This window comes from Clostridium sediminicola, assembly GCF_050402865.1.
Lineage (GTDB): Bacteria > Bacillota > Clostridia > Clostridiales > Clostridiaceae > Clostridium_AF > Clostridium_AF sediminicola.
In genome coordinates this window covers 1-18,988 of the sequence record NZ_BAABMF010000021.1, presented here as the reverse complement: position 1 = coordinate 18,988, position 18,988 = coordinate 1, and the positions used below count along the sequence as shown (strand labels likewise).

The 18,988-nt window shown below is 29.8% G+C and carries 15 protein-coding genes and 1 pseudogene; 6 read left to right on the top strand and 10 right to left on the bottom strand.

Going from position 1 to position 18,988, the window contains the following annotated elements:
• Positions 1–12: 12 nt before the first annotated feature.
• Positions 13–1,632 carry a response regulator transcription factor gene (locus tag ACQ3F0_RS22505; protein ID WP_428867977.1) on the top strand — a complete coding sequence of 540 codons (1,620 nt, stop codon included), beginning with the start codon at positions 13–15 and terminating at the stop codon, positions 1,630–1,632.
• A 63-nt stretch (positions 1,633–1,695) separates the two neighbouring features.
• On the opposite strand, the gene ACQ3F0_RS22500 is transcribed toward ACQ3F0_RS22505, so the two are convergent.
• Positions 1,696–2,841 carry a uroporphyrinogen decarboxylase family protein gene (locus tag ACQ3F0_RS22500; protein ID WP_428867975.1) on the bottom strand — a complete coding sequence of 382 codons (1,146 nt, stop codon included), beginning with the start codon at positions 2,839–2,841 and terminating at the stop codon, positions 1,696–1,698.
• A gap of 141 nt (positions 2,842–2,982) precedes the next feature.
• Between ACQ3F0_RS22500 and ACQ3F0_RS22495 the strand changes: the two genes are divergently transcribed.
• Positions 2,983–3,873, top strand: coding sequence for an AraC family transcriptional regulator (locus tag ACQ3F0_RS22495; RefSeq protein ID WP_428867973.1), 891 nt, complete (start codon positions 2,983–2,985; stop codon positions 3,871–3,873).
• Positions 3,874–4,070: 197 nt separating this feature from the next.
• Here the strand turns inward: ACQ3F0_RS22495 and ACQ3F0_RS22490 are convergent, their stop codons facing one another.
• The 4 genes from ACQ3F0_RS22490 to ACQ3F0_RS22475 form a co-directional block, all read right to left on the bottom strand.
• Positions 4,071–5,129, bottom strand: a complete 1,059-nt coding sequence (locus ACQ3F0_RS22490; RefSeq protein ID WP_428867972.1) for a L,D-transpeptidase family protein — start codon at positions 5,127–5,129, stop codon at positions 4,071–4,073.
• Between the two features lie 215 nt (positions 5,130–5,344).
• Positions 5,345–5,929, bottom strand: a complete 585-nt coding sequence (gene rbr, locus ACQ3F0_RS22485) for a rubrerythrin (protein WP_428867970.1) — start codon at positions 5,927–5,929, stop codon at positions 5,345–5,347.
• A gap of 74 nt (positions 5,930–6,003) precedes the next feature.
• A complete protein-coding gene (locus ACQ3F0_RS22480) occupies positions 6,004–6,270 on the bottom strand; it encodes a hypothetical protein (protein WP_428867968.1) in 267 nt (88 codons plus the stop codon).
• Positions 6,271–6,734: 464 nt separating this feature from the next.
• The gene (locus ACQ3F0_RS22475) at positions 6,735–7,598 is read right to left on the bottom strand and encodes a nitroreductase family protein (RefSeq protein WP_428867966.1); all 864 of its coding nucleotides are present in this window, start codon (positions 7,596–7,598) and stop codon (positions 6,735–6,737) included.
• A gap of 233 nt (positions 7,599–7,831) precedes the next feature.
• On the opposite strand from ACQ3F0_RS22475, the gene ACQ3F0_RS22470 reads away from it, so the two are divergent.
• Positions 7,832–9,130: an MFS transporter gene (locus tag ACQ3F0_RS22470; protein WP_428867965.1), complete on the top strand. Its 1,299-nt coding sequence runs from the start codon at positions 7,832–7,834 to the stop codon at positions 9,128–9,130.
• A 39-nt stretch (positions 9,131–9,169) separates the two neighbouring features.
• On the opposite strand, the gene ACQ3F0_RS22465 is transcribed toward ACQ3F0_RS22470, so the two are convergent.
• Positions 9,170–9,880 (bottom strand): LiaF transmembrane domain-containing protein, encoded by a 711-nt coding sequence (locus ACQ3F0_RS22465; RefSeq protein WP_428867964.1) that lies wholly within the window; start codon positions 9,878–9,880, stop codon positions 9,170–9,172.
• Between the two features lie 355 nt (positions 9,881–10,235).
• Positions 10,236–10,325 (bottom strand): annotated as a pseudogene (locus ACQ3F0_RS22460) (catalase); the annotation flags it as partial.
• Positions 10,326–10,705: 380 nt separating this feature from the next.
• On the opposite strand from ACQ3F0_RS22460, the gene ACQ3F0_RS22455 reads away from it, so the two are divergent.
• The 3 genes from ACQ3F0_RS22455 to ACQ3F0_RS22445 all read left to right on the top strand — a co-directional run bounded on the left by ACQ3F0_RS22455 (position 10,706) and on the right by ACQ3F0_RS22445 (position 15,503).
• On the top strand, positions 10,706–13,207 hold the full coding sequence (locus tag ACQ3F0_RS22455) for an ABC transporter substrate binding protein (RefSeq protein ID WP_428867963.1): 2,502 nt from the start codon (positions 10,706–10,708) through the stop codon (positions 13,205–13,207).
• Between the two features lie 205 nt (positions 13,208–13,412).
• Positions 13,413–13,922 carry a DUF3267 domain-containing protein gene (locus tag ACQ3F0_RS22450; RefSeq protein WP_428867962.1) on the top strand — a complete coding sequence of 170 codons (510 nt, stop codon included), beginning with the start codon at positions 13,413–13,415 and terminating at the stop codon, positions 13,920–13,922.
• Between the two features lie 207 nt (positions 13,923–14,129).
• A complete protein-coding gene (locus ACQ3F0_RS22445; protein WP_428867961.1) occupies positions 14,130–15,503 on the top strand; it encodes a sigma-54 interaction domain-containing protein in 1,374 nt (457 codons plus the stop codon).
• A 136-nt stretch (positions 15,504–15,639) separates the two neighbouring features.
• On the opposite strand, the gene ACQ3F0_RS22440 is transcribed toward ACQ3F0_RS22445, so the two are convergent.
• The 3 genes from ACQ3F0_RS22440 to ACQ3F0_RS22430 all read right to left on the bottom strand — a co-directional run.
• Positions 15,640–16,830 (bottom strand): CaiB/BaiF CoA transferase family protein, encoded by a 1,191-nt coding sequence (locus ACQ3F0_RS22440; RefSeq protein WP_428867960.1) that lies wholly within the window; start codon positions 16,828–16,830, stop codon positions 15,640–15,642.
• 18 nt (positions 16,831–16,848) lie between these two features.
• Complete coding sequence (locus ACQ3F0_RS22435) at positions 16,849–18,033, bottom strand: CaiB/BaiF CoA transferase family protein (protein ID WP_428867959.1); 1,185 nt, start codon at positions 18,031–18,033, stop codon at positions 16,849–16,851.
• Positions 18,034–18,071: 38 nt separating this feature from the next.
• Positions 18,072–18,988 (bottom strand): electron transfer flavoprotein subunit alpha/FixB family protein (locus ACQ3F0_RS22430; protein ID WP_428867958.1); only part of this gene is annotated, 917 nt, incomplete at its 5' end.

Sequence of the window (18,988 nt, the reverse complement as noted above, 5' to 3'; positions counted from 1 at the left end):
CAGGTGGATATATTGTATAAAGTACTTATCGTAGATGATGAAAAACCCGGAAGAGATATTATAAATTATATTATTGATTGGCATAAAACAAACTTTAAAATTATTGATACTGCTAAAAATGGGCAAGATGCCCTTTCTAAATATAAAAGTATATTGCCTGATCTTATAATAACTGATATACAGATGCCTGTCATGGATGGATTAGAAATGATAAAAGAAATAAAAAAGATTAATCCAAATCAAAAATTTATTATTCTAAGTTGCCATGAAGATTTTTATTATGCTAAAGAAGCTATAAAAATGAAAGTAACCGACTATCTAATAAAAGATCTTATTACTGCTGAAGAATTATATGCTCTTCTTTCTAAAATTGAAGGTGAGCTCAATAGTTCTCAAAGTATACTCTATACTGAATTCTCTAAAGGAGAAAAGTTTTTTGAAGAGTTTAAACATAGTGTATTAAAAGACCTACTTTTTAATAGTTATAATATTGAAAGAATTATTTATCTAATAAAGGAATATAATCTTGATATTGTTGCAGAAAACAGCATGTATTCTGTAATGTGTATATCCATAGATGAATATTATTTAAATCTAGCTACTAAAAGTTATATCGATGAAAAAAATATTAACAAAGAAATTCTGACGACCATAAACAGCATTATAAAAACCCATTGTAACGGAGAATGTGTATATACTAAAAATGGTAATTTTTCTGCCATTTTAAGTTTAAAAAGAGACAATAGCGAGCTAAATTATATAGAAAAAATTCATAAAATAGCTGAAGCAATAAAAAGAGAAATATTATCCTCACTAAATATTTCTTTAACTATAAGTATCAGTAGACAATTTATTGATTTAAGGAAATTACCAATAAAGCATACCGAAACTTTCGATATGCTAAAATATAAAATTTTCTTAGGAAACGGAAAAACAATTTTGCATAACACTTTCTATTCGGATCAATGTCAATTAAATACAGATATTTTGAAGAGAAGACTAGATAATATACAAGATGCTTTTAATAATAACAATGAAGAAAAATTATTAAAAGAAATAAATAATATATACTCAAAAGATTTAAAAGGCTTTATGCAATATAATTATATTAAGTTCACTAACTCGCATTTATTTGAAATTATAGCAATAATATTAAATGAATATAGCATTCCCTATATAAATGTATTTGACGTTGACTATCTGCCTATAGCTAAGGTTTCTGAATTTGAAACAATTAATAAAATGTCAAATTGGTTCTCAAATATTTTTGTAAAAATATTAAGAATCAAAGATGAAAAAACTTGTAATAAATATAGTAAACTCGTAAATGATTGTATTGATTTCATAAAACATAACTACTCAAATTACGATTTGAGTTTATCATATATAGCTGACAATTTAAATGTTCATAAGGTATACCTTTGCAGGATATTTAAAAAAGAAACAGAAATTAATTTAAGTAATTATATTATGGATTTGCGAATAAAGAAAGCCAAAGAAATGCTGTCATCATCTCAGTTAAAATCTTATGAAATTGCTGAAAAAGTTGGCTTTAAAAATCCCCAACAGTTCTCAATGGCCTTTAAAAAATATGTTGGTGTGTCTCCAAATAAGTATAAAAATTCATCATAATGTTTAAAGTGATTTTTCTAATAATGAAACCTCTTTAGAAACCATTCTAAAGAGGTTTATAAACTAAAACCTTTTTTCACAAACAAGCCTTGTAATAATCTCATTAGTTTTATTCATTAACTCATCTCTATCCCTTATAATATTCTCATATTTACCATTTACAAGGGCACATTCAGGAGATATAAAAGTAGAAAGAATAGTTCCCTTGAAATTCAAAATATTAATTAGTTCTGTATAATATTTTTCAATATCAAGTGGAGTAAAATCACAAATCATAAGTGCAAGTTTATCTTTAAACATTTCTTGCATTTTGGATACCTGACTAAAATTACCCATACAAAAGTTATTGATTCCCGTTAATCCCTCAGTGTTTAAAAAATTTTCAAGTTGATGCTCAGCTGTTCCACAAAAATGCAAAGTACCACCGCCAAAAGCCTTAAATATTTTAGAGTTATATGGAACTACAAATTTCTTGTAGAGCTCTGGAGATATAACAGTACAATCATCATCTGAAATCCATATTCCTCCAAATCCCTCCGGTAAAACAATACCATGCGGAAAAGCTCCATTATTGTATTGTTGCCCAGCATGTTTCTTTTGTACCTTAACCCATTGTATAAAAACTTCGGTACAAAACTCCATAATTTCATGAACATACCTAGGTTCCTCATACATCCATATAAAAAGATTTTCAACACCACACAAGCAAAGCGCAATATTAAGAGGCCCTTGAGGATCTGTAAAAGAAATGGGAAGGTCTGAGTTTGCTTTCATATAGTCAATACATTTTAGTACCCTCGGCATTAATCCATTCTTATACGGATCAGGTAAACAAAGTTTTTTTATATCCCTTGCTTCTTTTAGAACAGTTCCATGGACACTAGGGTCCATCTTTGATTGAAATACAATTTCAGAACCTAGTGCTGAAGGAACTACTCCAGTTCCATACCAGGGAAAAAGTAAAGGTATATAATCATCATCAAATTTGTTTAAGTGCTTTTCTATTTTACTTACTTGAAAATCAAACATTGATTCAAAATTTGTGAAATAATCATCTGGAATAAGACTTGGAGTATCTCCTGAAACCCAATAATTAACATCTGATAAAACAATAGGAAGTTCTTTTGTTTCCTTATGTTCATAAACTTTTTTTATCTTTTCATATGCTGCTTGGAATCGTTCTTTGTTTTTTTCATAAATATTTACCAAATCAACACCGCCTTTAAGATTATTTAATTTAATTATATATTTCAATAGAGCTAAAACATATAGACAGAAGTCTTTCTCAGGTGGATTTTTGTGTGGTATTATTAAAATATAGACTGATAATAAATATAAGAAGGTGCAATTATGTTTGGTGAATATAAATTTAACGTTTTACATAAATCTAAATATCATCATTCTGTTGGATTATATACAACTTGGGTAGGGTATCTTACTGCTTTACAAAATTATGAATGTAAGCCAAGGGTTCTAGATGATTATTTTATAATATTTGTTTCCTCAGGCAAAGGTATATTTAGATGTAACAATATTGAATACAAGATAAAAAAACATGATGCTTTTTTTCTCTTTCCTGGAGTTGTTCATTATTATAAAACCGATTCAAAAGATTTGTTAGAGCTCTGGTGGATTGGTTTTAACGGTCCAAATGCCCAAAAGCTTATTAATGATTTAAGCATAACACCTGATAACTGTGTTATCAAGGGAATTCACAGTGCTGAAATCTTCGATAATATTAAGGAAATTGTTGATTCTTCATTAAATAGTTCTTCAGGTATGGTCTTAAAGTCATCTGGCTGTTTGTATAAACTTTTTGGTCAGATTATAAATGAGTGTGCTAGCGATTCTATCAATATTATATGTGAACAGGCAGAATTCACAAAACCTATAGAAAGATCATTGGCATTTATTGATGCTAATTATCCACATTATATTACTATCAAGCAAATTGCTACCTATGCAGGTTTAAGCAGATCTCACTTTACTACTAGGTTCAAAGCTGAAGTTGGTTACTCTCCTTCAGAACATCTTGCTAAAATACGTTTAAAACAAGCAAAACATTATCTTTGTCATTCAAGTCTTTCAATTATGGAGATTGCACATTCTACAGGATTTCAAGATCCACATTATTTTTCTAGGTTTTTTAAGCATCATGAAGGTATTCCCCCTATTGAATTCAGGCGGATAAATTCATCATGTGAAAATACTGAAGAAGGGACTTCCAAAACACCAATTTGATTTCATTTTTTAAGTATATATTTACTTGATAAAAATCTAAATTCAAAAATAGGATAGTAAATAGATTTATTCTTTTACACAAATCTATCTACTATCCCTTGTTTACTATAGTTTTTGTTCATATTGTTCTAGTAAAAAAGCTTAATTTTAGATTTTCTAAAAGAAAATCTTCCTTTACTTAAAACTGTCAACTGCATTTAGTATTGGTTTAGCTCACTTTTCGGTGTCATTATAATTATAGGATTCTTAGCTGGATCTAGCCATTTCAACACTTTTACCATATTACTTTCACTTACTCCAACGCAACCAGCAGTTGGTTTTACGCTAACATGGAAGAATATTGCCGAACCTTTTCCAGGTACTCTTTTACTAGTATTATAATTTATAACCAACGAGTAATTATATGGTGCAATGTATAAGTTTTCTGCTGAATTCCATTGACCATTATTTTGATCTTTATAATTCCATGTATTGTAAAATTTAGAATTACTGTCATCAACCCAAACATCATTTGTATCTGTTCTAGTATAAGTCATTTTAGTTCCTGGATTATCATATCTTCCAAAGGCTGTACCTAAAGTATACATTCCTCTTGGTGTTTTTTTATCTCCTTCAACCTTGTTAACTGCAAATCCTTTACTTCCTATAAACCCTGTACAAGATAATATGGTTGTCCATTTATTATTAACTTTTTCATATGTTTTTACAATTACATTGTTGCTCCCATAATCACCTGTAACAATTATCACTTGACTTGAATTACCTATCTTTTTTAATTCTTCTACTAGCAGCTTTTCTTCTACCTCTACTTTTTCTTCTACTTCTACTTTCTCTTCAATTTTTTCTTCAGTTTCCTTTTTAGTTTCCTCTTTTACTTGTTCTTTCTTTTCTTCAGTTTTAGTTTCAGTCTTAATGTCCTCTTTCTCATGGTATTCTTTAGTTTCTTTAACTTCTTTAACTTCATCTGATTCATCTTTTGGTAGGGCATCTATTTCATCACTATTGTCCTCTGGAAGACATTCATTTAGTTCTTCTTCATCATAGTTTAATAAACTTTTTATTTCATTTGTTTTTTTAGTTAAATCATTATTACTTTCTTCTTTTATTTCAGTTTTTGAACTAGCCGAAGTTAAAGATCCAACGGTTTCACCGTGTTTCTTACTTGTTGATTGATTAGAAACAAAATTTGTCGCTATTAAAATAAAACTTATTAGTATCAATAATGATATTACATTACCGTATTTTATATTTCTCATCTTTTGTACCTCCAAATTATTATTGTGAAGTGCATTTTAAGTTAATCTTTTGTTTTATAAAACTTATACATATATTATACTCGAATTTTGTCGTATTTTGACGTAGAATGCCATTGTAATTTTTACCAATACAAAAAGACCTTTTAGAGTTTAAATTAACTCTAAAAGGTCTTTTTTATAAGTTCATATAAAATAAGTTCATATAAAATAGTTTATTAATAGTTTTCTGTAAATACCTCAAAATACCCTTGTGGATGCGCACAAGCCGGACAAACTTCAGGAGCTTCTAATCCTTCATGAATATATCCGCAATTATTACATTTCCATAAAACTTCATTATCTTTTTTGAATACTTGTCCATTTTCAATATTTGCTAATAATTTTCTATATCTCGCTTCATGTTTCTTTTCAACTTCTGCTATTTTTCTATATACTTCTGCAATTTCAGAATATCCTTCCTCTTCAGCAGTTGCTGCAAACTGCGGATATAACTCTGTCCACTCTTCCTCTTCTCCACCAGCTGCATACTTTAAATTTTCAGCAGTAGTACTTAGTCCTGCATTATAAGTAGCATTTATCTCTACTCCCTCGTTCCCCATGTCTGAATTAAGAAATTTCAAGAATCTTTTAGCATGTTCCTTTTCATTTTCTGCTGTTTCCATAAATATATTTGATATTTGAACATATCCTTCTTTTTTTGCCGTTGATGCATAATATGTATACTTAGTTCTAGCTTGACACTCTCCAGCAAAAGATTTCATTAAATTCTCTGCTGTTTTAGTTCCTTTTAAAGATTTCATTAAAAACACCCCTTTTGTCTATACTTTATCTTTTTTATAATCTTATTTTACCAATTATTCTCTCGATTCTCAATTTATATTTCTTCAATTTCTTCTATAACAAACTTATCAAAAGCAATTTCATCAACAAAATTATGCTCATCAAAAGATGTTTTATTCCTTTTGTTATACTCCTCTAAATTATTAGGTAACCAATAAGGTTTTTCTATATCTAATCTATAACAAATTTCAGTAATACATTCTTTTAATTTATCTTGATAACTCCCATCTGTTGTGGAAGAAACTATTTCTTCACTGATAATCTTCGTTTTTTTTATTATTGAACCAGAAATTTTAATCATATTATCCTCCCTTTTTATAAATCGCGGAGCAATTTATAGTTACAAGTTAAAAGTGACAAGTTACAAGTTGTGGATACCTTTCGCAAGCGAAAGCTTTTAATTAAACAAAAGATAAAAGATTCCTTTTGCGTAGCAAAAGTACAGTTTCTATCGTCGAAGATGATTAAGGCTTAGTTAAAGATTTTCTGCAAGAGAATTATCCTAAGAGTCGGCTTAAGGATTAGTTCTACTTTTCTTTCAAAAATATGCAATCTTCAATTAAGAGTTTTTATTACGAAACTTTATTTATACATGTACAAAATCTCAGGCACTTATGAGTTTTGGACTTGCATAAATAATTAGTTGAATTAAAAACTCTATATGTTTTTTGAAAGAATTTAGTAGAAGTTATTCTTCAACGATCTCTTTCATTAACTTGTCACTTATCACTTGCCACTTGTCACTAATTTTCTTCGTCTTTTATTTCACTTCCTAAAGCTCACTATATATTCCATATGTTCATCAGGCAAATCAATATTCGGATTTTCAATTATCCATTTACCAACAATGTTTAATTCCTGACATGCTAGTTCAAAATGACACATACTAATTCCAATATCTATTCTCTGCATATCAAATCCCATTTTATTACCTGCATAATTAGGTGTATGTGATAAATAAAAATGAATGGTCCTTTTATCTTGAGATAATACAATTCTCCATGGTTGCTTATTAGATGCCGATGGACCTAGTCTCACCATCTCTAAACTTGTTGAAAATTCACCTGCATCTTCTTCCTTCAATTCTTTTTCAAAATTAGAATAGTAAAAAAGTTCTTTCCAAGGTCTTCTACTATTTGATTTAGCTGCAAATCTTATAGCCGATTGGAGAAAACCTGGTTTTTCTCTTTCATAACCAATAGGAGTAACTGTAGGAATTATTTCTTTATTATTGATATTAATTTGCTTTTCAAATGAATCGCGTGTAAAAGTACCTCCAAGCCAACAAGTTCCAAGATTTATTTCTGTTAAATATAAAACCACTTTTTCAAAGACATATCCTAGTTCTACAAGTGATATTTCATTATTTTCTATAACACTTACGATGTATGCCTGTGGATTTTTGATAAATCCATATGTTCCAATTTTCATACCCTTATCAGTAATATTTCTATTTACAGGAACTAAACCCAGCTTAGGATTGCCCCCTAATGGTCCTTTCAAGTTTTCCTCTACTTCCAAATAGTTATATATTTTTTTATAAGTATCATTATCTATCTCTCTATTTTCAAACGTTCTCACTGACTTTCGTTTTTTTATAGTTTCTATAATTGAATTATTAAAACTCATAATTCCTCCTTTTTATAAATTGCCAATTTCTACTCTTATTATAACTCAAAATATAAATAAACAGTCTAGATTAACTCATATTTTTCAAATCTTAATATATTCTACGTAACACTGTTAAGTCAGTGATTTTATTATAAAAAGTTTTTTATTAAAAGTTGTATCTTTATTCTAAATAGCTTATACTCTTTCATAGATAAAGAGTAATAATTTAAACTATCATTAAGGAGATTAAGATGAATACTAGAATCGCAAAGAAAATTAATCAGAACTTTTATTATGGATGGGTTATTGTTGGTTTAGCTGCATTAAGTCTATTTTTTTCGTCACCTGGGCAATCCTATGGAATTTCCACTTTTATAAATTCCTATATTGAAACATTTCAAATTAGTCGTACTACTATATCGGTAATCTATTCAACTGCCACATTGATTTCAGGGTTATCACTACTAGGCATAGGTAAGTTAGTTGATAGATTTGGACAAAGAATTGTTTTTATATTCTGTGGCGTAATGCTGGCTATTACATGTATTTTTAATAGCTTTATCTCCGGAATATATATGATATTTTTTGGGTTTTTAGCTTCAAGATATTTTGGACAAGGCTCTTTGGCATTAATACCCAGTACACTTGTACCTCAATGGTTTAAAGGTAAACGTGCTCTTGCAATAGGTATATATGGAATTGGTGGTTCACTAGCTTCTGTTTCTGTACCTTCTTTAAATATATGGATGATTAATAATTATGGTTGGCAATCGTCTTGGAGAATATGGTCGATTCTTATAATACTTATTTTCCTTCCACTTATGTGGACACTAGTAGTTAACACTCCTGAAGAAATTGGAGTTTTACCTGATAACAAAAGTATTAATAGCATTGCTGATATAAACGAAGAACGCGTTAGTATGGAACAGAATTCATGGACACTAAAAACTGCAATGAAAACAAAAGAATTTTGGTTTTTAGGCTTTTGTGTAACCATAACCCCTATGATTACTACTGGGCTAGTATTTCATTTTTTTTCTATTATGAGCGAAAAAGGAATTTATCAATCTCAAGCAGCTTATATCTTAGGACTTATGGGTCTTCCTGGATTCATTGCACCAATTATTGGAGGATTTATCCTTGATAAATGGAATCCCAAATATGTTTTTTCTATAACTTTTGTTATAGAAGCTTTTGCTCTATTAATTCTTGTTTTTGTAAAAACACTTACAGCAGCAGTACTCTTTATGATCCTTTACGGTATTGCTAAAAGCGTTCAAGATGTATCAGGAAAAGTAATGTGGCCTAACTATTTTGGTAGAAAATACTTAGGTAGCATCCAAGCTGCAGCAACTATGTTCATTGTTGTAGGTTCTGCATTTGGACCTATCCCTTTTGGGGCTGTATTTGATAATTTAGGTAGTTATAATTGGGCTATTATTGCTATGGCATTTATTTCACTCTTAAGCTCAATCATAGGTTTTCTCTGTAATAAACCAAAACTACCAGTTACTTTTGAAAATAATACCTTTATTAACTCTACTAATTAATAAACACAATATCTTTAATCTGAAAAAAAACGACAAAGCTTATGCCATGTCGTTTTCTCTACTTTTATAAGTTTTAACTTCAATTCCACCAAATGCCACAAAACATTTTAACAATAGTACTGGGCCTTCTACTGCAGAATAATTATTTGCCTTTGTTTTGTTAGACCATCCACCAAAAATAGGTACACCTTTCACTATGACCTTCCAATTATCTGGTACAATTATATCAATACCTCCAAAAGCAACAGTTACGTCTAACCTAGCACCTTCAGTGGAAATATTAGCATCTGTTAAGTCAATATCCATGCCACCAAAAGCCGCTACCAAACTACCACCTCTGAAGCTAGTAGAATAATTTCTTGCATTGAAACCAGAAAACATTACAAATTTATCAATAACATCTTCACTTATGTCTCTTCCATGATATTTACTACTTTTATTAACACCATTAGCAGAAAATATAAAAGACATTCCAATCACAATAATTAACACTGTCCAGAAGAATTTTATAAGACTTACATTTATCACATCTAGCTTTCTTAACTGAAAGAAAATTCCTACCAACAAAAGTATCAATCCTGAAGTTTTTGAAACAGGGTTTGTTGCTAACTGCCATGCACCTATTACTATTAATATTACTGGCCACCACATCCAAATAATATTCCAAAAATCCCAAAGTCCAAATTGTTCTAATAAAATTCCTAAACCTACTAAAATTAAAATAATTCCAAAAAATATTTTACCCTTCACTTAAACACCCCTTTTATTGTTTTAGAATCTGTTCTAAGCTATTGTTGATTTTTATTGGTACAGCAATATTTATACTTTATTATATCATTTATTCGAGTGAAAAATTCAAAAAAATGGTTATATTCATGTTAAAAGGTAGGATTTTTATCCTACCTTTTATAAAAGTATTGATTGGAAATAACTTTATCGGCTAAAGTCCTAACCCAACTTTAGCTCATTTTCCAAATAAAAAATACCAGGAAATTATTACCTACTAAATCATAATTATCCTCTTATGTGCAGAATTTAACTGCAAACCCTCTTACATCTCTCACTGTATCTGCAACAACTTTAGACCCAATTAGTACACTTTAAAATATCCATGTGCTCCTGCTCCCTTTGCATAAACGACTCTTTCAGAAATTCGCTCTCTGTCAAAATGTGCAAGTTTTTCTAAAAACACTACATCTTGAAGCAGTGCTGGTCCTCTTTCTCATACAGTTAATAAGTTTTAATCATCTGTAGTAGGCTCACCTTAATTAGCAGTAAGGTAATCATCCTTCATTTAAGTCTCTTAAAAATGCTAAAGCTCAAATATATAGATAAACAATAGGTCAACTCCATTTATAGTTGAACTTTTTTACTCTATATAATTCAAAATATGACTCCATAGAATAATTGTTGACTATGAAATGCTAAAAAAAATACAAAAATAAAAAAAGTTGATTATTTTTAGGTTTTAGACATAATTCACTATTATAATTAAAATCCATGTTATAATTGGATTACATGTTTAAATTTTAAAATTAAATCTGCATACTAATGAAGATGAAAGGCTGATTATAAATGCTCCCTTTAAAAAAAAGTACTACTCTATGTTTATTAATAGTATTTTGTTTTATAGTAACTACTAGTTTTTTTTCAACAAAAAAGATTTCATGTTCACCAGAAAAGAGTATCTTAGTCATAAGTTCATATAGTCCAAGCTTCCCAACTTTCAATCAACAAATTGAAGGTATAAAATCAGAATTAGACAATTCAGAAATACTTATTGATATTGAATTTATGGATACCAAAAGGTTTAATACAGAAGAAAATATAAACAATTTTTTAAATTCTCTTAAATATAAAATAACTAATACAAAAAAATACAATGGTGTTATAGTTTGTGATGATAACGCTCTAGATTTTATTAATATATACAAAGATGACCTGTTAAAAGAAATTCCTATAGTATTTCTTGGAGTTAACGATGTTAATAAAGCAATAAAATTCAGCAGTAACCCTTATATTACAGGTGTCACAGAAGCTATTTCTATGGATGAAACTATTTCCTTGGCACTAAAATTCCAAAGTAACGCCAAAAACATTATTGCTCTTGTAGATGGCACTACAAGTGGGCAATGCGATTTAAAAAGCTATTATGCCTTAAAAAACAAATATAAAACGTTAAATTTTACTGACATAAACTTAGATAATTTTAACTTTGCTGAATATTCAAAAGAAGTAGCTACAATTAGCGAAAAGGACATTATATTACTCTTATCGGCTTATACAGATAAAATGGGTATCTCGGTTAATTTCTATGAAAGTTTAGAACTTATTAAAGAAAACTCAAAAGCTCCTATTTTTCATCTATGGTCTCATGGAATTGGTGAAGGTATTTTAGGTGGTAAAGTAATCAGTCATTTTGAACAAGGAAAAGCCGCTGCTAATTTAATAAATCAAATTCTAGATGATGGATTACCACCTGAAAAAATCCCTTTTATAAGTCAAACTCCAAATAAATTTATGTTTGATTATATTCAATTAAAAAAGTTTAATATAGAAAGCTCTCTAATTCCCAAAGATAGCATAATACTAAATAAAGAAAGTTCTTTTTATGAAAGGTATAGAAAACTATTAATTTTCTCTTCCCTCACTCTTTCAGCATTTTTAGTCATCATTTTTTTACTTTTAACTAATATAAGAAAAAGAAAGGTTGCTGAAAAAAGATTAATTCAAAAAAATGGAGAGTTAAACTTCACCCATGAAAAATTGAAAAATCAACTTTCAAAAGTTCATCAGTATGCATATTACGACAAATTAACAGGTTTACCGAATAAAACCAACTTTAAATACCATTTTAATAAATTTATACAATCTTTTAATGAACATACTAATACTTTATCTCTTGTATTTATAGATATAGATAACTTTAAAATTATTAATGATACATATGGGCACTCTATTGGAGATAAGCTTTTATTAAAAGTTAGTGCTCTTCTCAAAGAATTGACTCTTGAAAATTCTTATTTAGCTCGCCTTGGTGGCGACGAATTTGTAATTCTTTTAGAAAACCATCATAGTAAAGAACTAATAGAGGCTGAAGTAAAAAGAATATCTAAAAATCTAGAAAAACATTTTTGTATTGGGGAAAATAAATTTTATATTACAGCCAGTATAGGTATTGCTATTTGTCCAGACCATGGTGTCTCATATTCTGACCTTATGAAAAATGCAGATGCTGCAATGAACAAAGCTAAAGAAAAAGGTAGAAACTGTTATAAGTTTTTTAAAAAAGAAATAAACGATGAATTAAATCGTAAGTTAGTTTTACAAAATGGATTAAGAAAGGCGATTTCAAATGAAGAATTTGTTCTATACTATCAGCCAATAATTGGAGTAACGAATGGTAAAATCAAAGGTTTTGAAGCATTAATACGGTGGGTTAGCCCAGAATTTGGTTTTGTATCACCAAATGATTTCATAAAATTATCTGAAGAAATGGGATTGATACTCGATATTGGTAAATGGGTTATAAAAAATGCTCTTTTATTCTCCGAAAAAATTAATGTAGGAAAAAAAGAAAAATTAGTTGTATCAGTAAACGTGTCAGCAATACAATTAAAACAAATTAACTTTATTGATTCTGTAAATGAGATAATACAAACCACAGGAATTGATCCAACATTAATAAATTTTGAAATAACCGAAACTTCACTAATAGATAACTTTGAATCTTGCTCTTTAACTTTAAATGCACTAAAAGAAATGGGTATAAAAATCTCTTTAGATGATTTTGGTACTGGATATTCTTCATTATCATATTTAACAAAATTACCTATTGACACACTAAAAATTGATAAATCTTTTGTTGATGCTATAAATAAAACTAGTAATGAAAAAGATTTGATTCAATCAATTATATATATAGCTCATAAATTTGGTCTCAATGTTGTAGCAGAAGGAGTTGAATATCCTAATCAAGCTAAACAACTTCAGAAATACAAATGTGATATGCTTCAAGGTTATCTTTATAGTAAACCCTTACCTGAAGATTCAATATTTGAAAAATTCGATACCTAGTATATTTAGTTTAATGTACCTTATTCAATTGGAAATACATAATTCACGATGCTCAATTAATCTCCTTTTTTAATTATGCATCGTGAATTTCTTTAATTTTTCTTCTATCCCTAATCATATTTAGAATGTGATTTATATTACACCTTAAAATAACTTTGGAATAATATTCATATTTAACGTCTATACTTTAATGGAGGTGATATGAATGTCATTCAGAATAACATGGAAAGTTCAGTTAAAATGTACTGCCCTTGCAATTATTCTAACAGTAATTCATTATAGTATGCTTGATGGTGCTCTTTATAGTTTCATAACTTCAAAATATTCTACTATTCCTACCCAGAATCCCTCAATCGATTTCTTTTTATACATTTTCCTTATAATGCTTCTCATCACAATTTTTCACGAATTAATGCATGGCATAGCATATAAATTTTTTGGATGTTCAGTATCTTTTGGATTTAACGGTTTATTTGCATATACAAAAGAGACTTCCGGAAAAGCTTTGGAAAGAAATAAATTCTTAGTCGTATTACTATTCCCTATATTTATTATTTCATTGTTGTCTCTATTTTTTGATGGGTGGATTAGAGCTTTTATTTATTTACTAAACTTATTAGGATCCTCTGGTGATATATATATGGCATTATATTTAATTAAAACTAAACCTGAAAATAAAATTGTCGATAAGCCATATGGATTTGATGTGATATAGATAAATTTCTAATCACAATTGACTCACTCTTTAAATATTTACTCTTAATAGCTCTTACTTTATTGATAACATTTCGACACAGTATATCTATTTTTTGTTATAATATATATATGAATTACATTCCGTAATCTACAGCAATCTTTTGTACTACAAAATACTTTTAAAATCGTCATAAGAATACATTTGAATATTATGGAGGTATTAATTATGGATAATGATCTTCAAAATAAAAAATATCTGGATCATCTTGATAGAGATACACTTTTAAGAATTTTAGAAAATCTTCACCATGAAGTATATGTAACTGATAAAAACGGAAAAGTGTTATATGTAAATCCTGCATGTGTTAGACACTATGGTTTGACCCCAATGGAAATCGTAGGTAAACATACCATTGATCTTTATAAAGGGCGTTGGGAGCCAACATGTCACCCAACATTATATAGAGAAAAAAAACGTATTATGGTTGAACATAAATTCTGTATGGGAGGAACGGGAGTCTCAGCTGTTGTCCCATTACTTGATAAAAATGACGAAATTGAAATGGTAGTTAGTTCTGTTGAAGAAAAATTACATAATTACGATATCAGCTTTAAACGATATGATAATTCTACTGAAAATCATAATGAAGAAGATTCGAAATCAAATAATCTTTTCATTGCTGAAAGTTCTTCTTATAAAAATATATTGAAGATAGCAAATAAAGCTTCCCAAGCTGATATATCTATCTTGTTATTAGGTGAGTCAGGTACAGGTAAAACTTATTTAGCTAAGCACATACATGAAAATAGTATTCGAAAGAATCATCCTCTATTATCAATAAATTGTGCAACAATACCTGAAAATTTGATGGAATCTGAACTATTTGGTTATGTTCCTCATGCTTTTACAGGAGCTAGTCCTAAAGGAAAGATTGGACTACTTGAATTAGCTGATAATGGAACTCTTTTCCTTGACGAAATAGGAGAAATGTCAATGGCTCTTCAAGCCAAACTTCTTACAGTTCTTGACGATAAAACATTTTATCCTATAGGCGCTAAATCCCCAAAATCAGTTAATATTAGAATAGTTGCCGCAACTAATCAAAATCTAGAGGCACTAATTAAAGAAAAAAGATTTAGACAAGATTTATATTGGAGACTAAGTGTTGTAAACCTTTCATTACCTCCATTAAGAGAGCGAAAAAAGGATATTATCGCCCTTTCCAATTACTTTTTAAACTCCGCTAATGAAAAATATGAATTCAATAAGGTATTTTCACAACAAGTACTTGATATTCTTTGCAAATATTGTTGGCCTGGTAATATTAGACAATTAAAAAATGTTGTAGAGAGAGCTGTAGTGTTATCAAACAAAAATTCTATAGAGCTAGAAGATTTTCCTCCATACATTCTTGAAAAACTTATTAAAAATGACCCAAGTAATAAAAAGAATTATCAATACGCTATAGATAATTTAGAAAAACGACTTATAGAAGATGCTTTTAAAGAGCATAAAACAACACGAAAAGTAGCAGAAGCTCTTATGATGAGTCAATCTAAAGCTTCCAGACTTAAAAGAAAGTATAATATTGAAGTATAGAAAAACTGCCCATCTTATGATGGACAGTTTTTCCATGTCTAACTTTACTTTCTGAATTATTAGATATATTTATGGCACAATTTCATGATCAAGCCATAACAGCAATCTGGCTGGTATTCTGTTTATGGCTTAATCATTAGACAACTTGCTTATGATATAAATCTTCATGTATTTCTTGAGTATATCTAAGATACAAAAGTTTTCTTAAGATTTCATCGTTATGTTCTCCTAACAACGGTGCGGAGCTGTATGGGTTACCCGGAGTTTTACTAAATTTCATTGGAATACCCATTGTTTTCATTTTACCAATTGCCTTTTGATTAACTTCAATAACCATTTCTCTTGCTTTTGTTTGCTCACTATTTATAACTTCTGGAATTGTCATAACTGAACCAGCTGCTATTCCTTTAGGCGCTAGCATTTTCTCAATTTTTAATTTAGGGATTTCACTTGTTACTTTTTCTATTTCTTCAACCAATTCCGAAAGATTTTTAAGCCTTGCTTCATTATCTATAAATTTAGGATTGTTATTTAAATAATCTAAATCCATTAATTTGCAAAACTTATTCCAATCCTCTTCACAATCTACAGCAAGAGCCACATATCCATCAGCTGCTTTATAAACCCCATAAGGCGCAATAGATGCATGATGGTTTCCATTTCTTTCAGGAATTGTACCAAAAACTGAATATTCAATCATTGGCCAATCCATTAAATAGAATGCACTATCTAACATTGAAACATCAAGTCTCATACCTTCACCGGATATTTCTTTTCTATATAATGCCATAGAAATACCATTCAATAAATTTAATCCACTCCAGTTATCACAAAGAGAATATCCAGGTTTCACTGGTTCACCATTTTTTTCTCCTGTACGATCTACTATTCCACTCCTTGCAGCTGCAACTATATCATAGCAAGGTAGATGTGAAAGAGGTCCTTCTATTCCAAACCCAGAAACAGAACCATAGATAATCTTTGGATTTACTTCTTTCATTCTTTCATATCCTATTCCCAGTCTATCTAGTGTTCCTACTTTGAAGTTCTCTAATACTACATCACATTCTTTTACTAAATCTAAAATAAGATGCTTACCTTCTTCACTTCTCATATCTACTGTAATACTTTTTTTGCTTCTATTAAAAGATGCATAGTATCCGCTTAATTCATTTTTGAAGGGTCCCCATCCTCTTGATTGATCTCCGTATTTGGGTCTTTCAACTTTAATAACTTCTGCACCAAAATCCCCCATATAGTAAGCACAAAAAACACCTGCTAAAGCTTGGGTAAAATCTAGCACTTTGATACCTTCTAAAGGTCTCATATTTTCACCTTCCTTTAACTATATTATTTTCATTTCTTTCAATGAGATTTGATTTTCCTTACTTAATCCAATCAATTTGTATATCTCTTGATTATGCTCACCTAGTAATGGTGCTGATGCAAACACATTATCAAGTTCATTGTCTTGATGAAATTTAATTGTCTTACCAACCATTTTGATAGGTCCTATTCTTTGGTCATTTACTTCAACAATCATGTCTCTTACTTTTAATTGTTCCTGATTCATTGCTTCAGTAACGGTATTACATCCCGCAGCTGGAACTCCAGCCTTTTCACATTTATCTGAAACTTCTGCTTTAGTAAAATTTTGCAAATAATCTTCTAACTTATCTCTTAAATCTCCAAAATAATATTTTCCACGTGCTTCATTATCACAATATTTAGGATTTGTTACCCAATCATCTAGTCCAAATTCACTACAAAAGCTTTTCCATTGGCGATCTGTTGATACTCCAAGTGCTACATGTCCGTCTTTACATTTCAAAATATCATAAGGGTTGATAAGTGGATGTGCATTTCCTACTCTAGTCGGATTCTCTCCACCAATATCATAACTTGTTAATTTGTCTTCAGTTACAGCGAATAAAGCTTCCCACATTGACGTTTCTACCTTTTGACCTTGGCCTGTACGTTTAGTATGAAAAATCGCAATAGAAATTGCTGAAGCTAAGTAAAGAGAAGCATATTGATTACCTATTGACATTCCAATAAGTGTAGGTGGTCCATCTTGAAAACCTGTTATATCCATCATTCCACTCTTGGCTTGTGCAATTATCTCATTTGCAGGATAATCTTTTTCAGGCCCTGTAGTTCCAAAACCAGTAAGAGTTGCATACACAAGCTTAGGATTTATTTTTTCCAGAACTTCATACCCTAACCCTAATTCGTCCATTTTTCCTACTTTAAAATTTTCAACAAGGACGTCTACATGTTTAACAAGTTTTTTAAATATCTTTTTTCCTTCTACACTTTCAAGACTTAATGTGATACTCTTCTTACCTCTATCAAGAAATGCATGATATGGACTAATACCATCTTTTAATGGCTCCGAAGTTCTTATAAGATCTCCCATTCCTGGTTTTTCAACCTTTATCACTTCTGCCCCATAATCTGCCAATTCCATAGTACATAATCCATTGAGCACTGTTAAATCTAGTACTTTGATACCCTCTAATGGTTTCATCTGATGTCTCCTTTCTTCAATATTATTTATGTTGACTACTATTTCATTTCTTTAATCGCTTCTATCAATTCCGGAATAACTTTGAATAAATCTCCTTCTATACCGAAATGTGCTGCCTTAAATATTGGTGCATTAGCATTTTTATTTATTGCTACTATACATTCTGCATCTGACATACCTGCCATATGTTGAATAGCTCCAGAAATACCACATGCTATATATAGCTTAGGTCTTACTGTTGTTCCTGTTTGTCCTATTTGATGTGACTGATCTATCCATCCACTATCTGTTGCTGCTCTTGAAGCACCTACAACTCCACCTAAAACTTCTGCTAATTCTTCAACAAGCTTGAATCCTTCTGGAGCACCAACTCCACGTCCACCTGATACAATTATTTCTGCATCTGTCAATGATACAGCTTTCTTTTCACTTTTAATTACTTCTAATACTTTTGCGATTATATCTTCTTCTTTTAACTCAGGAACTATCTTAACTACTTCTGCTGCTTTATCTTTATATTCTGCTTTTTCCATTACTCCAGGTCTTACTGTTGACATTTGTGGTCTATTCTTTGGACATATAATTGTCGCCATTAAGTTGCCACCAAAAGCAGGACGTGTTTGTAATAATTTATTATCTGATGAATCTACATCTAATGATGTACAGTCTGCTGTCAATCCAGTTCCTACTCTTCCTGCAATTCTAGGCGCTAAATCTCTTCCAATTGAAGTAGCTCCTATCAATACTGACTCAGGTTGATTTTCTAATATATACTCACCTATAACTTTGGAATAAGCATCTGTTGAGTAATTTTCTAACTTTTCATGATCAAAATAAATAACTTTATCTACTCCGTAATGGGCTAATTTTTCTGCTTCTTCATCTATTTTATTTCCTAATAAAAGTACTGATAAATCTGTTCCTATCTTATCTGCTAATTTTCTTCCTTCACCTA

Bases quoted from the DNA above. Each gene is read 5' to 3' on its own strand.
- ACQ3F0_RS22495 (WP_428867973.1), top strand. From the start codon at position 2,983: ATGTTTGGTGAATATAAATTTAACGTTTTACATAAATCTAAATATCAT.
- ACQ3F0_RS22490 (WP_428867972.1), bottom strand. From the start codon at position 5,129: ATGAGAAATATAAAATACGGTAATGTAATATCATTATTGATACTAATA.
- rbr (WP_428867970.1), bottom strand. From the start codon at position 5,929: ATGAAATCTTTAAAAGGAACTAAAACAGCAGAGAATTTAATGAAATCT.
- ACQ3F0_RS22480 (WP_428867968.1), bottom strand. From the start codon at position 6,270: ATGATTAAAATTTCTGGTTCAATAATAAAAAAAACGAAGATTATCAGT.
- ACQ3F0_RS22475 (WP_428867966.1), bottom strand. From the start codon at position 7,598: ATGAGTTTTAATAATTCAATTATAGAAACTATAAAAAAACGAAAGTCA.
- ACQ3F0_RS22470 (WP_428867965.1), top strand. From the start codon at position 7,832: ATGAATACTAGAATCGCAAAGAAAATTAATCAGAACTTTTATTATGGA.
- ACQ3F0_RS22455 (WP_428867963.1), top strand. From the start codon at position 10,706: ATGCTCCCTTTAAAAAAAAGTACTACTCTATGTTTATTAATAGTATTT.
- ACQ3F0_RS22450 (WP_428867962.1), top strand. From the start codon at position 13,413: ATGTCATTCAGAATAACATGGAAAGTTCAGTTAAAATGTACTGCCCTT.
- ACQ3F0_RS22445 (WP_428867961.1), top strand. From the start codon at position 14,130: ATGGATAATGATCTTCAAAATAAAAAATATCTGGATCATCTTGATAGA.
- ACQ3F0_RS22440 (WP_428867960.1), bottom strand. From the start codon at position 16,830: ATGAGACCTTTAGAAGGTATCAAAGTGCTAGATTTTACCCAAGCTTTA.
- ACQ3F0_RS22435 (WP_428867959.1), bottom strand. From the start codon at position 18,033: ATGAAACCATTAGAGGGTATCAAAGTACTAGATTTAACAGTGCTCAAT.